The organism is Erythrobacter dokdonensis DSW-74 (assembly GCF_001677335.1).
Taxonomy (GTDB): Bacteria; Pseudomonadota; Alphaproteobacteria; order Sphingomonadales; family Sphingomonadaceae; genus Erythrobacter; species Erythrobacter dokdonensis.
On sequence record NZ_LZYB01000006.1, the window covers coordinates 95,152 to 109,447 of the forward strand.

18 protein-coding genes and 1 tRNA gene are annotated in these 14,296 nt (G+C 64.1%); 13 read left to right on the forward strand and 6 right to left on the reverse strand.

Translation table 11 applies throughout. From position 1 onward, the window contains the following. Window positions 1-2 precede the first annotated feature (2 nt). The gene (locus I603_RS11100) at window positions 3-1,736 is read right to left on the reverse strand and encodes a fatty acyl-AMP ligase (RefSeq protein WP_068865064.1); all 1,734 of its coding nucleotides are present in this window, start codon (window positions 1,734-1,736) and stop codon (window positions 3-5) included. 222 nt (window positions 1,737-1,958) lie between these two features. Between I603_RS11100 and I603_RS11105 the strand changes: the two genes are divergently transcribed. Genes I603_RS11105 through I603_RS11120 form a run of 4 tightly spaced genes read left to right on the forward strand, consistent with a single transcriptional unit; the run spans window position 1,959 to window position 4,026 of the window. Beyond that, window positions 1,959-2,519, forward strand: coding sequence for a regulatory protein RecX (locus I603_RS11105; RefSeq protein ID WP_232305358.1), 561 nt, complete (start codon window positions 1,959-1,961; stop codon window positions 2,517-2,519). Then, entirely contained in the window at window positions 2,513-3,016 is a 504-nt protein-coding gene (locus I603_RS11110) for a DUF192 domain-containing protein (protein WP_232305359.1), read from the forward strand. The genes I603_RS11105 and I603_RS11110 overlap by 7 nt, the downstream gene beginning before the upstream one ends. A gap of 45 nt (window positions 3,017-3,061) precedes the next feature. Then, a complete protein-coding gene (locus tag I603_RS11115; protein WP_068865069.1) occupies window positions 3,062-3,490 on the forward strand; it encodes an NADH:ubiquinone oxidoreductase subunit NDUFA12 in 429 nt (142 codons plus the stop codon). 8 nt (window positions 3,491-3,498) lie between these two features. After that, window positions 3,499-4,026, forward strand: a complete 528-nt coding sequence (locus I603_RS11120) for a DUF2155 domain-containing protein (RefSeq protein ID WP_232305360.1) — start codon at window positions 3,499-3,501, stop codon at window positions 4,024-4,026. Here I603_RS11120 and aat read toward each other — a convergent pair. Beyond that, a complete protein-coding gene (aat, locus tag I603_RS11125) occupies window positions 3,930-4,682 on the reverse strand; it encodes a leucyl/phenylalanyl-tRNA--protein transferase (protein ID WP_084440068.1) in 753 nt (250 codons plus the stop codon). The two genes, I603_RS11120 and aat, sit on opposite strands and share 97 nt — an antisense overlap. Window positions 4,683-4,762: 80 nt before the next feature. Between aat and I603_RS11130 the strand changes: the two genes are divergently transcribed. Beyond that, a tRNA-Trp gene (locus I603_RS11130) sits at window positions 4,763-4,838 on the forward strand. 124 nt (window positions 4,839-4,962) lie between these two features. Here I603_RS11130 and I603_RS11135 read toward each other — a convergent pair. After that, on the reverse strand, window positions 4,963-6,486 hold the full coding sequence (locus tag I603_RS11135) for an alanine/glycine:cation symporter family protein (RefSeq protein ID WP_068865072.1): 1,524 nt from the start codon (window positions 6,484-6,486) through the stop codon (window positions 4,963-4,965). Window positions 6,487-6,784: 298 nt separating this feature from the next. On the opposite strand from I603_RS11135, the gene secE reads away from it, so the two are divergent. The 8 genes from secE to I603_RS11170 all read left to right on the forward strand — a co-directional run bounded on the left by secE (window position 6,785) and on the right by I603_RS11170 (window position 11,560). Next, complete coding sequence (secE, locus tag I603_RS11140) at window positions 6,785-7,012, forward strand: preprotein translocase subunit SecE (protein WP_068865073.1); 228 nt, start codon at window positions 6,785-6,787, stop codon at window positions 7,010-7,012. Between the two features lie 60 nt (window positions 7,013-7,072). Next, entirely contained in the window at window positions 7,073-7,609 is a 537-nt protein-coding gene (gene nusG, locus I603_RS11145; RefSeq protein ID WP_068865074.1) for a transcription termination/antitermination protein NusG, read from the forward strand. A 139-nt stretch (window positions 7,610-7,748) separates the two neighbouring features. Continuing rightward, the gene (locus tag I603_RS14305; protein ID WP_084440069.1) at window positions 7,749-7,943 is read left to right on the forward strand and encodes a hypothetical protein; all 195 of its coding nucleotides are present in this window, start codon (window positions 7,749-7,751) and stop codon (window positions 7,941-7,943) included. A gap of 466 nt (window positions 7,944-8,409) precedes the next feature. After that, window positions 8,410-8,892 carry a VOC family protein gene (locus I603_RS11150; RefSeq protein ID WP_158093649.1) on the forward strand — a complete coding sequence of 161 codons (483 nt, stop codon included), beginning with the start codon at window positions 8,410-8,412 and terminating at the stop codon, window positions 8,890-8,892. A gap of 96 nt (window positions 8,893-8,988) precedes the next feature. Next, entirely contained in the window at window positions 8,989-9,378 is a 390-nt protein-coding gene (locus I603_RS11155) for a VOC family protein (protein WP_068865075.1), read from the forward strand. A 455-nt stretch (window positions 9,379-9,833) separates the two neighbouring features. Then, window positions 9,834-10,265 (forward strand): 50S ribosomal protein L11, encoded by a 432-nt coding sequence (gene rplK / locus I603_RS11160; protein ID WP_068865077.1) that lies wholly within the window; start codon window positions 9,834-9,836, stop codon window positions 10,263-10,265. A gap of 4 nt (window positions 10,266-10,269) precedes the next feature. Then, window positions 10,270-10,962 (forward strand): 50S ribosomal protein L1, encoded by a 693-nt coding sequence (gene rplA, locus I603_RS11165; protein ID WP_068865080.1) that lies wholly within the window; start codon window positions 10,270-10,272, stop codon window positions 10,960-10,962. A 286-nt stretch (window positions 10,963-11,248) separates the two neighbouring features. Then, window positions 11,249-11,560 (forward strand): hypothetical protein, encoded by a 312-nt coding sequence (locus I603_RS11170; protein ID WP_068865082.1) that lies wholly within the window; start codon window positions 11,249-11,251, stop codon window positions 11,558-11,560. On the opposite strand, the gene I603_RS11175 is transcribed toward I603_RS11170, so the two are convergent. From I603_RS11175 to I603_RS11185, 3 genes are read right to left on the reverse strand one after another with little or no spacing between them, the layout of a single operon-like run. Then, window positions 11,528-12,436 carry a GNAT family N-acetyltransferase gene (locus I603_RS11175; protein WP_068865085.1) on the reverse strand — a complete coding sequence of 303 codons (909 nt, stop codon included), beginning with the start codon at window positions 12,434-12,436 and terminating at the stop codon, window positions 11,528-11,530. The two genes, I603_RS11170 and I603_RS11175, sit on opposite strands and share 33 nt — an antisense overlap. Window positions 12,437-12,445: 9 nt before the next feature. Further along, window positions 12,446-13,423 (reverse strand): polysaccharide deacetylase family protein, encoded by a 978-nt coding sequence (locus I603_RS11180; RefSeq protein WP_068865087.1) that lies wholly within the window; start codon window positions 13,421-13,423, stop codon window positions 12,446-12,448. Between the two features lie 57 nt (window positions 13,424-13,480). Next, the gene (locus I603_RS11185; RefSeq protein ID WP_068865089.1) at window positions 13,481-14,242 is read right to left on the reverse strand and encodes a competence/damage-inducible protein A; all 762 of its coding nucleotides are present in this window, start codon (window positions 14,240-14,242) and stop codon (window positions 13,481-13,483) included. Window positions 14,243-14,296: the final 54 nt, after the last annotated feature.

Here is a 14,296-nt window from a genome sequence, read left to right on the forward strand (position 1 = left end):
AGCTAGGCTGCCAGCGCGATCGGCACGATCTCGCCCGCGAGGTAGAGCTTCTTGGCCTTGGCGCGCGACAGCTTGCCCGAGGACGTGCGCGGCAGGGTGCGCGGCGGTACCAGTTCGACGATGCAGCTCATGCCGGTGACCGAACGCACCTTGTCGGCGATCTGGTCGCGCAGGCGCACGCGCTCCTCGGGGTCGGAAACCTTGCAATGGACCAGCACCGCAGGGGCTTCCTCGCCGTTCTCCATCTCGATCGCGAAGGCGGCGATATCACCGTGGTTGAAGCCCGGAAGCTGCTCGACCGCCCATTCGATATCCTGCGGCCAGTGGTTCTTGCCGTTGATGATGATCATGTCCTTGGCGCGGCCGACGATGAACAGGTAGCCATCGGCCGTGTAGCCCATGTCCCCGGTGTCGAGCCAACCGTCCGCGAGGCAATCTGCCGTGGCTTCGGGGTTGCGGAAATAGGAATGCATCACGCTCGGGCCGCGGCACCATACCTTGCCGATCTGGTGATCGCCGCGCGGCGAACCGTCCTCGCTGCGGATGGCCACCTCCATGTCGGGCAGGGCCTTGCCGCAATTGACGATCGCGCGGTAACGCGCCGGACGCGAAAGATCGCGCGGGGCGCCCGACAGGCGCTCCTCCTCGACCAGTTCGACGCGGATGCCTTCGCCCGGCGGCATCACCGTCACCGCCAGCACCGCTTCGGCAAGGCCGTAGGAGGGCGTGAAGCTGGAGGCCTTGAAGCCCGCTTCGGCAAAGGCATTGACGAAGTTCTGCATCACGTCGGGGCGGATCATGTCCGCGCCGTTGCCCGCGATCCGCCAGCGGGAGAGGTCGAAGCGTTCGGCGACACTGCTCTGGCTGGAAATGCGGCGCGCACAGATGTCGTAGCCGAAGGTCGGCGAATAGGACAGCGTGTTGCCCGGGTTGCGGCTGATCATGTCGAGCCACGCCAGCGGGCGCCGCGCGAAGGCATCGGGCTTCAGGTAATCGCCCGAGACCTGGTTGGCGATCAGCGAGAGCAGGCAGCCGACGAGGCCCATGTCGTGATACCATGGCAGCCAGCTGACGCAGCGATCATTCTCGCCGAGATTCATGGTTTCGGCATGACCGTAGAGATTGTGCAGCAGCGCCTTGTGGGTCACCGCCACCCCGGTCGGGAAGCGCGTGGAACCTGAGGAATATTGCAGGTAGCAGATGTCGTCGGGGTTGGCCTGCGGCAGTTCGCATTCGGGTGCGGGACGCTGGGCGAAATCCTGCCAGCTTTCGGCCGCGCAGCCCTGACGGGCGGCCGCAGTCGAGGCCATTTCGGCGATTTCCTCGGGATAGAGCAGGATCTTCGGATCCGAGCTAATCAGCTGCACTGCCAGCTGATCGATAAAGCTTTCCTTGCCGCCGAAGCTGGTGGGCAGCGGAAGCGGGACCGGCCATGCCCCGGCATAGACGCAGGCGCAGAACAGCGCGGCGAATTCCGCCCCGGTTTCCGCGATCAGCGCGACGCGGTCTTCCTTGCCGATGCCCGCCGCGGTCAGGCGGCGCGCCATGACGAGGGCATCCTCGCGCATTTCGGAATAGGGATAGACCCGCGCCAATTCCCCGCGCATGTCGTGGAAGTTGAGCCCCTTGCGGCTGCGCGCGGCGTAATCGATCGCTTCGTTGAAGGTTGCAAATTGCGCACGTACCCGCGGCAGGTTGCAATCATTCGGCGTCGGCGTCAAAGCGGCGTCGGTCATATTATCTAGCGATACCCGTAAGTTGCGGCGCTTTTCGAGGATGTCTCCTGTTGCGCTCTGGCATAACCCCGTTGCACCGGGCATAGTCCGGCCTTGTCCGGTTTTCCGCATCGGTAAGGAAAGTGGCACGAATAAGGCGAAATGGTTTCAGGTAAAGCGAATTCGTCATCCCGCGGTAGTGAAAGGGGCGGGCGCAAGCGGGCCAGGCCGCCGCTTGACGAGGTGGCGCTGCGCGATCTCGCCCTGTCCTATGCCGCCCGTTACGCCAGCACCGGAGCACGGCTGGAAGCCTATCTTGCGCGCAAGCTGAAGGAGCGCGGTGTGGCCGAGGACGGCGATGGTCGCAGCATGCAGATCGATATTCCGGCGCTGGTCGGGCGGCTGGTGGAACTCGGCTATGTCGATGATGCCGCCTATGCGCGGATGCGCACGCGCGATCTGGCTGGCCGCGGCTATGGTGCAAGGCGGGTCGAGCAGGCCTTGTGGGCGGCGGGCGTGGACGAGACTATCCGCGCGGATACGGCGCCCGACGAGGCGGCGCAGCGCCGCGCGGCGGTACTGATGGCGAAGAAGCGGGGGTTCGGTCCCTATCGACGCGCCGCTGCCGAGGAAGGTGATCCGCTCGCCGTGCACAAGGCCCGCGAAAAAGCCGTTGCAGCAATGCTGCGGGCAGGCCACGATTACGATCATGTCCGCTTCCTCCTCGATTGTCCGGGGGAGGCTGAACTGGAAGCATGGCTTGACGAGGTCGCCGATCAGGAGGGATTCGAGGGATCATGGTGAAATTCTGGATGGTGGCAGGCCTCGCGCTGCTGGCGGCGTGTTCTCCCGGAGAGGGCGCGACAGCGCGCGCGCAGGCTCCGGCCGCGGCTGCCGGGGAAACACGCCATCCGGTTTCGGGGCTGGAGGTGATCGATCTTGCTGTCGTGCGCGGCGACAATACCATTGCCTTCCGGGTCGAACTCGCCGCGAGCCCTGCGGCCCAGACGCGCGGATTGATGTTCCGCACCGAACTCGGCGATTTCGAGGGTATGCTGTTTCCCTCCGAAGCGCCGGAACCGCGCAGCTTCTGGATGAAGAACACGCCGCTCTCGCTCGACATCATCTTCGTTGGGCCGGACGGGCGGATCCTCAACATCGCTGCCGATACCGTGCCCTATTCACTCGATCCGGTCAGCTCTGTCGGCCCGGCCAGCGCGGTGCTGGAACTGCGCGCGGGCAGGGCCCGGGAATTGGGGATCGTGCCCGGCGACAGGGTGATCTACGCCCTGCCGCGCTAATCTTCCTCCTTGGCGCTCGGGAGCAATTCGGCTAGGCGCGCGTCCATGGGTATCCTAGCAAAGATCTTCACCTGGTGGGACGGCGCCACCATCGGCACCCACCTGTGGGCGAGCCGTGTGGGCGGCGAGCATGTCGGCACCGATGCGGCAGGCAACAAGTATTACCGTGCCACGGCCAAGGGCGGGGTCAATACCGGCTCCTACACGCAGCGCGAAAAACGCTGGGTGATCTACAATGGTGCCAATGATGCCAGCCGCGTGCCGGCCGAATGGCACGGCTGGCTGCATGGCACCTATGACGATGTGCCCGAAAGCCATCTGCCGCCACCCAAGGTGTGGGAAGCCGATTACACCCCCAATGCCACCGGCACGGCGCAGGCCTATTTCCCGCAAGGCGCGCTCGAGCGGGGCGGCAAGCGCGCCCGGGCTGTCGGCGATTACGAGGCGTGGACGCCCGGCGGCGCGGACAGCTGAGGCGCGCGGTGCGGCGTCCCTGCCTTCCCGCGGCGCTGCTGCTTTTGCTTGCGGCCTGCGATAACGCGGCCGAGCCGGAAACGGCTGACGTGCCGCTCGATCAGCCCGCACCGGCTGCTGCTGCCTCTTCCGCGCCGGACAGTGCCGGCGACAATGGTGCCACGCCCATGGACGAGCGGGTGGCGACACTCGGCCTGCTCAACAAGCGCAACAACGTCTCGGAAGACATTACGCTGAAGCCGGGCGAGAGCGCCGAGGTCGGTCCGGTGATCATCCGCCTTTCGGCCTGCGAACGCACCGCGCCATGGGAATTGCCGCAGGAAACGGGCGCCTTCGTGCAGGTCGATATCCGCGAACGCGGGTCGCAGGCGCACACCCGCGTCTTTTCCGGCTGGCTTTTCCGCGAATCGCCCAGCCTCAACGTGGTCGAGCACCCGGTCTATGATGTCTGGGTCAAGGACTGCACGATGCGCTGGCCGGGCGAAGACGCCCGTTCCGTTCGGTCTCCGTCAACGCCCCCGTCACCCGCACCATAACCGCTGCCTTCGCTGAAGCGCCGCCACGCCGTGCCAAGGCTGGCGAGCGGGCGGCCATGGGCCTGCTCGACCTTGCGGCGATAGTCGCGCTGCGGCAGCTCGATAGCGCCCATGCTCCTGAGATGTTCGGTCATGAACTGGCAGTCGAGCAGTGCGAAACCGGCCTCGCGCAGGATCGCCACCAGCCATGCCAGCGCGACCTTGCTGGCATTGGGCACGCAGGAGAACATGCTCTCGCCGCAGAACACCCGGTCGAAACTGACGCCGTAGAGCCCGCCGACCAGCTCCGGCGCACCATCGGCGCCCGCCTGCCAGCACTCCACAGAATGGGCATGGCCCGCGCGGTGCAGGCCGATATAGCTCTGCACGATGCGTTCGCTGATCCAGGTCTCGGGATGATCGGGGCGCGGCTCGGCGCAGGCGCGGATGACCTGTTCGAAAGCGCGGTCGAGCGTGACGGTGAAGCGGTCGGCGCGCAGCACCTTGCGCAAGGACTTGGACACATGCAGCCCATCGAGCGGCAGGATTGCTCGCTCGCGCGGCTCGACCCAGAACACTTCGGTATCTTCGCGCCGGTCGGCCATCGGGAAGATCCCGCTGCGATAGGCCAGCAGCAGGGTCTCGACCGGAATGGGAGGGCGCAGAGGGGCGTGCATCTTGCACTGCACAATACAGACGGGAAATAGGATTGCCTATCCCCCGCCCCTTCGATAAAGGGCGCCTTCCAACGCGCTGCAGGGGTGTAGCTCAGCTGGTAGAGCATCGGTCTCCAAAACCGAGGGCCACGGGTTCGAATCCTGTCACCCCTGCCAAGCGCCGGTATTTCCGCAGCTCTTGCGCGCCGCGATTTTCCCGCTCTTCAGGTGTTCGATCACGGCGCACGGCCGCGCGTGCGGCGGTCATGCCGCCGTCACCGCGCTCCGGTTTGTCGCTTGATCAGTATTCCTCGGGCTCTTCGGGCGTATCGGCGTGGAAGTCCTTGCCCGCCGTGCGCTCGCCGCGGGCCAGGGCGAACACCACGCCCGACAACAGCACCAGCGCGACCAGGTTGGGTAGCGCCATCGCCGCGTTGGAGATGTCGCCCAGCCGCCATACCAGCTCGGAAGGCTGCGCTGCGGCGAGCCAGATCACGACGCACCACAGCACCCGCCAGATGATGTGCAGCGTCTTCTCCCCCTGACGCGAGGAGCCGGGGATGCGGTCGTAGAGGAAGGTGATCGCCCGCTCGCCGTAATAGCTCCAGGTCAAAAGGGTGGTGAACACGAACAGGATCAGCGCGATGCTCGCTACCAGCGTGCCGAGCGCGATTCCGGCCAGTTCGAACGGGAAGGCGGCGGCAAAGGCGCCGCTGGTCATCTCGAACCCGACCCGGTCGGATTGCCAGGCGTGCAGCACTGCCTCGCCCCCAGCGGTGAAATCGCCGCGCACGGTGAGGATCACGAGCGCGGTCATGGTGCAGATCACGATGGTATCGATGAAGGTGCCCATCATCGCCATGCGGCCCTGCTGTTCGGGATCGTCGGTCTGCGCCACGGCATGGGCAATCGCGGTCGAGCCTTGTCCCGCCTCGTTCGAGAACAGCCCGCGGGCCACGCCTGCGCGAATGGCTATAATGATCGCCGCCCCGGCAAAGCCGCCGCTCGCCGCCTGCGGATTGAACGCGCCGCCCATGATCAGGGCGAAGGTTTCGGGCAGGTCGCCGGCATTCAGCGCCAGCGCCGTCACAGCCATCACGACATAGGCACCGGCCATCAGCGGGATGACCTTTTCCGCGAAGCTGCCGATCGACTTGATCCCGCCGATGATGACGATGAAAACCAGCACCGCGATGATCGCCCCGCCGATTGCCTCGTCGATGCCGAACAGTTCCTTGAGCCCGTCGGCCACCGCATTGGCCTGGATCGAATTGCCCGTGACCAAGGCGGAAAACAGTGTGCCGAGGCAGAATACCACCGCCAGCCAGGTCCATTTCGGCCCCAGTCCCAGCATGATGTAGCTCATCGGCCCGCCGCGATAGCTGCCGTCCGATGTGCGCTCGCGGTAGCGGATCGCGAGGCTGCCCTCGGCAAAGGCGAGCGCCATGCCGAACAGCGCGGTGATCCACATCCAGAACACAGCGCCCGGCCCGCCCAGCGCGATCGCGGTGGCGACACCTGCAAGATTGCCGGTTCCGACCTGCCCGGACAACGCGGTCGAGAGCGCGGCAAAGGGCGAGATCTCGCCCGCACCGGAGCCCTTGCGGCTCGCGAAGAGACCGGCAAAGGCGCTGCCCAGCTTGACGATGGGATAGAATTTGAGGCCCACCATCACCCACAGGCCAATGCCCAGCAGCACGATCGTCATCGGCGGGAAAGGCAGCAACTCGACCCCGTTCCAGGTGCCTGCCCAGATGAAGTCCGAGACATTGGTGACCGGCGCGACCAGCCGTTCCCCCAGCGTCATCGTGCTGCCTGCTGCCATGTGATGTGATCCCCGAATAATGCGGTCTTTTACGACCCTGTTGTTTCGGGCGCGCACGCTAGAGGCGACGTGTGGCCTTGCCTAGCCCCGCCTGCGCGATTTTCCGCAAGGCGGCCCGGGCATGATGCAGGCCTGCATCATCTTGCAATTGCCGCGAGGCCCGCGTAAGGACGCAGCCGTCTTTCCGACATCGGCAATCATGAAGGCCCCTCCGGCGACCTTGTCCCGGGCGGCGCGGCCCCCTACCTGAAAGCCGATCGGGAAAGACACGGGCTATACGCGAAGGACACGGGCTATCATGGCCGAACAGAAACAAGTCGCAGAAGAAAAGAAGCGCAAGACTTCGGTCGCGGAATTCGTCGGCCAGGTGCGCACGGAAACCGGCAAGATCGTGTGGCCGAGCCGCGAGGAAACGGTCCGCACCGCGATTTTTGTGTTCATCTTCATGGTGATCCTGTCGCTGTTCTTCCTCGGCATCGACAGCGCCTTCGGGGCGCTCGTGCGCGGCGCGATCGGCCTGTTGTAACAAGGCCCGGCACACGTATTTCACGCTCTGCCTGTCAGACGACTTTTCCAAGGATTTCCCATGGCTCGCTGGTACATCATTCACGCTTATTCGGGTTTCGAGAACAAGGTGCGCGACGCGATCATTTCGGAGGCCGAACGGCTTGGCCTCAGCGAAGGGGTCGAGGAAGTGCAGGTCCCGACCGAGACCGTGACCGAGGTGAAGCGCGGCAAGAAGGTGCAGGTCGAGCGCAAGTTCATGCCCGGCTACGTGCTCGCCAAGCTGAACATGACCGATGATATCTATCACCTCGTCAAGAACACCCCGAAGGTGACTGGCTTCCTCGGTTCGGGCAACAAGCCGCAGCCGATTTCCGAGCGCGAGGCCGCGCGCTATTTCGGCGGGGTGGAAGAAGCCAAGGCCGCGCCCAAGCGCGATATCAGCGTCGATTACGAGATCGGCGATTCGGTCAAGGTTCTGGACGGCCCCTTCGCCAGCTTCAACGGCGTGGTGGAAGAGCTCGATTTCGACAAGGCCAAGGTCAAGGTCAGCGTGTCGATCTTCGGCCGCGCGACGCCGGTCGAACTGGACTTCGAGCAGGTCGAACTGGCGAAATGAGTCTTTCGCCCGCGCCTCCGCGCGGGCGTCCTCGGCGCTATTCCTCCGCTTCGCTCCGGGCGCCTGCGGGCGGCCGGTCGGCCTTGCGGCCTCTAGCGAGGCCGATCCGGCGCGACGACCGCGGCTTTGAAGGCAGCTTTTGAAAACCCGGCCCGGCATCTGTCAGAAGAAGCGCCGCTTTGCCTCGCGGGAGGCGGCGGACGCGGCGGCGCTGGCGGGCGGGATTTCCTTGCGCACCTACAAGTGCGCGCTGTGCCATCACTATCACCTCACCAGCCGCACCAAGGGCCTGCGACGCCCGCGAGTCGGGGACGGCCTTCCAGATCCGTTATGACTGTTCTGGGTGGATTGCTGCCGCCTTCGTCATCCCAGCGAAAGCTGGGACCTAGGGCCTCAAAGTGCCGCGCTTGCCGCCCTTGGCCCCAGCTTTCGCTGGGGTGACGGTAAGGGGTGGTATGGGGTCGCTTCCTGAATGGCAGGTACTTTCCAGAAGCGGGGCAAGTCAGCCGTTCGCGGCCGGATCTGAGCAGTGAGGGCTGCCGACCCAGACCAAGCCATTCGGGATGATCATGCTCAACGTCTGCTTTTGCTGAAAACAGCCATACCGCTTTCGGGATCGCGGCTAGAGCCCGATGATGATTGCACCCGGGCGGGAAGCAGACAAAACGCGCCCTGCATGTTATGGGTATTCCGGAGCTCTCAGTAATAAGTTCATCTAATTGAGGCTCGGATGGTCATCAAGCGCTTGCGAAGGTTGCTGATTTTGTGCCTCGATAGTTGCACGAAAAAGAGTCCCGCGGATGAATTGGAAGGCATTGTTTCGATCTGTGAGCAGGCGGGATTTTTCGGCCAAGGCGGCCTTTATTCCACTTGCAGCGGCATTGACCTCAACCGAGGCTGTATCGTCAGCCGAACCAGCGAAAGAGAAGGTCTCAGGAATTGGGGGGTTCTTTTTCGTTGCTAACGATCCGCAAGGCTTGCGAAACTGGTATCGTGATCACCTCGGTATCGACCTTGCGCCACAGTTTTCCGGTGGTGCACCCTGGCAGCAAGAAGCAGGATTTACGGTGTTTGATCCCTTCCCTGTCGGTAACACCATGATACCTAGCGGCAAGCATTGGATGATCAATTTCCGTGTCGGAAATCTCGCCAGGATGATCGGTCAGTTGAAGGCTGCAGGGGTGGCGGTGAGCGAGCTCGAAACATACCCGCACGGGAAATTTGCAACCCTGACCGACCCCGAAGGCAACGGCATTCAGCTCTGGGAGCCAGCGCTCACGTAAGTTCATTTGATGCGTCATGTCGGCGGGTATCCGGATCGGTAGCAGGGTTGATTTTCGCGTTCGCTGTCAACGTCGTTCACACTCGGGAGACAAATTATGAAGATGCACATCAAGAGCGTGATGGTTGCCGACCAGGCCAAAGCTCACAAATTCTACACCGACGTCCTTGGTTTCAAGACTAAGCACAATATCGAATTTGGCGAACACAGGTGGCTTACGCTCGTATCGCCGGAAGAAGAAGACGGCGTCGAACTTGCTCTCGAGCCAAACGTGTATCCGGCCGCCCGTTCGTTGCAAGACTCGCTTCACAAGGATGGCATTCCCTGGACGCAATTCAGCGTTCCAAACCTTGCAGCCGAATATGAACGCCTTGCAGCGCTCGGCGTTGAATTCCGAACCCCGCCGACGGAGGCCGGAGGCACCAGATTTGCCACTTTCGACGATACGTGCGGCAATTTGATCCAGCTGATCGAGGTGGCCGATTGAGCGTCCGCTTCGGGGTCGTAAGCCGAATATCCGCTTTCGGCGTAGCGTGAGCGATTGCGGACATTTCCTACACGCCTGCCAGCCGCTACCCTCGGCGTCCGCTCTTTCCCAACGTGCTGCTCGGCTTCCTAGGCCGTTGGATCTGCGAAGCGCATGACAAGGCCCCGCTCCCCCTGTCCGTCAAGTGGCGGGACGTGCGGTTTTATTGTTTTATATCATGATATTGCCTGAGATGGAATTACTTGACAGGGTGTCAAGTTTGTCAAGCGGGATCGGGCGGCGGGCGCAGCGGGTTGCTTTTTGCGCCGGATGCCCCTAACCGCGCGCCTTCGCTTGCCCTCGGGCGGGTGATTCCGTGCGGGAGCCCGGGCCATGCACAAGGCCGGGGCGCTGGACCGCTTAACATGAGCCTTGCTGGAAGCAGCACGGCAACAGTGCGATAGGAGTACGGCCTCATGGCCAAGAAAATCGAAGGCTATATCAAGCTGCAGGTGCCCGCGGGCTCTGCCACGCCCTCGCCGCCGATCGGCCCGGCGCTGGGTCAGCGCGGCGTGAACATCATGGAATTCTGCAAGGCGTTCAACGCCGCCACGCAGGAAATGGACAAGGGCATGCCGATCCCGACCGTGATCACGGTCTATGCGGATCGCTCGTTCACCTTCATCACCAAGACCCCGCCGGCGTCCTACTTCCTCAAGAAGGCGGCCAAGCTGTCGTCGGGCTCGAAGGAGCCGGGCAAGGTCGTCGCGGGCAAGGTGACCCAGAGCCAGATCCGCGAGATCGCGGAAGCCAAGATGGCCGATCTCAACGCCAACGACGTCGAGATGGCGATGCGCATCATCGAGGGCTCCGCCCGTTCGATGGGCCTTGAAGTGGTGGAGGGCTGATCCGATGGCTAAGTTGACGAAGAAGGCAAAGGTGCTGGCCGCGCTGGATCGCGAAAAGCTCTATTCGGTTGAAGAAGCCCTGGCCACGCTGCGCCAGTTTAAGGGCAAGTTCGACGAGACCGTGGAAGTCGCCATGAACCTCGGCGTCGATCCGCGTCACGCCGACCAGATGGTGCGCGGCATGGTGTCGCTGCCCTCGGGCACCGGCAAGGATGTGAAGGTTGCGGTGTTCGCCCGCGGCGACAACGCCGAAAAGGCGCTGGCCGCCGGTGCCGACAAGGTCGGCGCGGAAGACCTCATGGAAGACATGATGGCCGGCAACCTCGATTACGACCGCGTGATCGCCTCGCCCGACATGATGGGCGTGGTCGGCCGTCTCGGCAAGGTGCTCGGCCCCAAGGGCCTGATGCCGAACCCCAAGCTTGGCACCGTGACCCCGAACGTGGCCCAAGCCGTGACCGACGCCAAGGCCGGCCAGGTCGAATTCCGCGTGGAAAAGCAGGGCATCATCCACTCCGGCATCGGCAAGCTGAGCTTCTCCGATGACGCGCTGAAGGCCAACTTCAAGGCGCTGACCGAGGCGGTGGTGAAGGCCAAGCCGGCGGGCGCCAAGGGCAAGTATGTCCGCAAGGTCTCGCTGACCTCGTCGATGGGCCCGGGCCTCAAGGTCGACCTTTCCGAGGTCGAAGGGGCGTGATTTGATGGGGCGAAGCCGCCTCCGCGGCTTCGCTTCCTCGCTCATGTGGCCCTAAGGCCGCATCGCTGCGGGCGACCGGTCGGCCTTGCGGCCCTTCGGGCCTAAAACGCTTTCCTACCGCGTGACGGAATGAATAGAGGGGTCGGCAAGCCATCGGGCTGGCCGGCCCCTTTGCTTTGCGCTTTACGTCATTCACCCCCTTGATTTTCCGCGAGGTATCACCACATTCGATCCCACGACGCGCGCATCCTCTCCCTCTCCCGCCGTGTCGAAAAAAGGACAAGAGATGCCCGCTTCACCCGACGACGGGTCCTTTCTCGATCCCAAGTGGTTTGTTGTCGGCTTTGCTGTCGCTGCCTTTGCGCTTATCCTCCATTACGATCTTCGCCTCGGCCTTGCGGCCGGCGCGCTGCTGGGCGTGTTTGCCGCCGTTTGGCTCTATCTGGTGGTGCGCTTCGGCCTGCTGGGCAGCGGTCAACCCTCCGAACGGCGGGTGATGCAGGAGCGTTTTCGTCAGCAGGTCAGCAATCGCAGCCGCGCGGCGACCCGTGACCGGGCCGATCAGTCACCCGCGGAGCGCGGCACGGATACGCCCTAAGGCGCCCGAACGTTCGGCCAGCGCCTTGACCTGCGCCACGCCCGTATCGAAGGCACCGCGCGCGCCCAGCAGCGTCCTGTTCGCCAGCGTCGGGGACAGCAGCACTAGGCTGGTGCAAGCCGCGCTATGGGTCCCGAACATTGCCTTGTGCGCGCCTTCGCCCTCGGTGAAATCGAACCAGCGATAGCGACTTTCGGCGAACAGCCGCTCCAGCGCATCCATCTGCAGCACCGTGCCGGGCGACAGCCGGGCATGGTCGGGGTCGTAGCCCAGATGGGCATAGACGAGCGTCGCGCCTGTGACCGGCAGCGACAGATAGGCGATCGGCTGACCGCCTGCGTGAAGCAGGAAACAGCGCATGCGGTTCTGCTCCGCCGCCTCCAGCATCGTGCGGCGCGCAGCGGGATTGTCGGGCAGACCGGCATCGAGCAGGCGGGCCTGATAGGTGCGCGCGGATAAGGGAAGGGCAGCGGCGAGGAAGGCCTCGATCTCTGCCGGACTGCGGTGTTCGGTGATGGTATAGCCGCCGGTCTCCTCCGCCAGCTTGCGCGCCTTGCGTCTGAGGGTGGAGCGGGTCTTGCCCGAAAACCGCGCGAGGTAATCGGCAAAGCTCGTGCTCATGTCGATGTAGTGGCGCCGGTAGTCCTGCCGGCCGCCGGCGACAAAGGCGGGGTAGCGGGCGCCGAGTTCGCCCAGCCGCTCGGTCGGAGCCGAAAGGATGCGCAGTCCGTCGCGGCCGGGGCGGGGTGGTTCGGGCAGGTCTCGGGCAAGCACCTGTTCAAGGCCGAAGCTCCAGGTGGCCAGTTGCCGCGGCACGGCGAGCAGGCGGCGCGCGCCGATCGTGAAGTCGATCGCAACGGATCGGGTGTCGGCCATCGCTTGCCTCTAGAGCGCGCCGTAGAGCGTGTTCGAGACGAACTGCTCGGCAAGCCGTATGCTTGTGCGCATTGTGCTCGCCGGAAGCGGGTGGCTCGTGCTGCCCAGTGCGCCGATTGGCGGCGGGTTGTCGCGGTAATTGCCGGTCTCGACCCCGCGCATGGTCGCAAGCGCGCGGACCAGTCCGGTAAAGCGGCGCCGGACGATGCGGTTTACTGCGAGACGACGGCGGTTGATAAGCTCGAAGGAGTGGCTGACCAGCGTGAAGCTTTCCCGCCCGCCGTCGCGGGCATGACGGATCGCAGCCAGCATTTCGGCCAGCGTGAGCGCGGTGATCTGGGCATGGCGTTGGCCCCCGCTGATCGTGCCGATGGTCCCGGCGGGGACTTCGATTACCCCTTCGTGCAGCACCGGATCGCGGTCTTCGGAGCCGAGGCTGATTCGGCAGTCGCCATCGGAGAGTGCAGGGCAATGGCTCGCGTCATAGGTCATGCCGATATGGGCAAGCGCGCGCAGGGTCGCATCATTGGCGCCATAATTCCCCGCACGGAAGGCGACCGGCAACGGCGCACCCGCGGCTACCAGCGTCTGGCGGGCATAATCAAGGATCTCGCATTGTTCCTCGAACGGGAAATCGGCGATGTTGCGTCCGGTACGCATCGAGTGCAGCGGGTTGGCTGTGCCCGCCAGTTCGAGCCATTCGGTATGGCAGTGCAGTTGTACATCCTGTCCGGCGGCGATGATCGGGCCGACGATGTCCTCGATCGCTGCCACCCCCCACACCAGTGCGGGCATGGGATCAACGAAGAACACCGCCTTCTGGCCGTATTGCCCGAGCAGTTCCAGCTTGTGCGTGATGCCAGCCGGACCATCGGGAGTAATGCAGGCAATTGAACGGGCGTAATTGTCTGCCCGGTCAGCCGCGCCCGGCCCGGTATACAGTCCCGAGGAATACTCGGTGTCGATCGTGATGAACACCCGGGTCATTCTGACTTTGCCCTAGCGACAAAGGGTTAAGACCCGGTGTTGCCCTATATTGCGCCCTCAGATCCCGCCGGGCGTGAAGTCGTGACCGTGAGTGGCGAGGCCATCCGTCAGGCTGTCGCAGCAGCTCTTCAGGTCCTCGGCACTGGTCGAGCGGACCACGAAATTCGCGCCGACCCGGCCTTCGCGGAAAAAGGGATAGGAGCCGATCTGGCAGGTTTCGTGTGCGGCTTCCACCCGGCGGAGCAGGTCTGCGACCTCGCTTTCGGCGACCCAGCAGCCGATCGTCTCCGTCAACAGCGGTGCGCCGCCTTCCAGCTGGCCGGTCAGGGCATCCAGCATTCCCGCGGTAATGTGGGGCACGCCCGCCATCAGGAACAGGTTGCCGCGCCGGATGCCGGGGGCTCCAGACATCCGATTGAGGATGAGTTCTGACCCTTCCGGCACTCGTGCCATTCGCAGCCGGCCTTCGTTCAGCCCGCCTTTGTTCGCGTAGTAGCGTTCCAGAAGCGCCCGGGCATCGGGATGGATGACCACGGGCACGCCCAGCGCAGCGGCCACGGCATCCACAGTGATGTCATCATGGGTGGGCCCGATCCCGCCGGTGGTGAAGAGGTAGTCAAAGGCTGCGCGCAGATCGTTGACCGCGGCGACGATGCGGCTTTCGACATCGGGCACGACCCGCACTTCGGCCAGACGGATCCCCTGCACCTGCAGCCAGCTGGCGACCTGTGCGATGTTCTTGTCCTGCGTTCGGCCGGAGAGGATTTCGTCGCCGATCACTATGAGCCCGGCGGTCCAGATCTTTTCAGGAGAGGTCATGCGCAATGGTTAGGCGAAGGCGGGCGCAATCGGAAGAGATTCATCGCCCGCCTT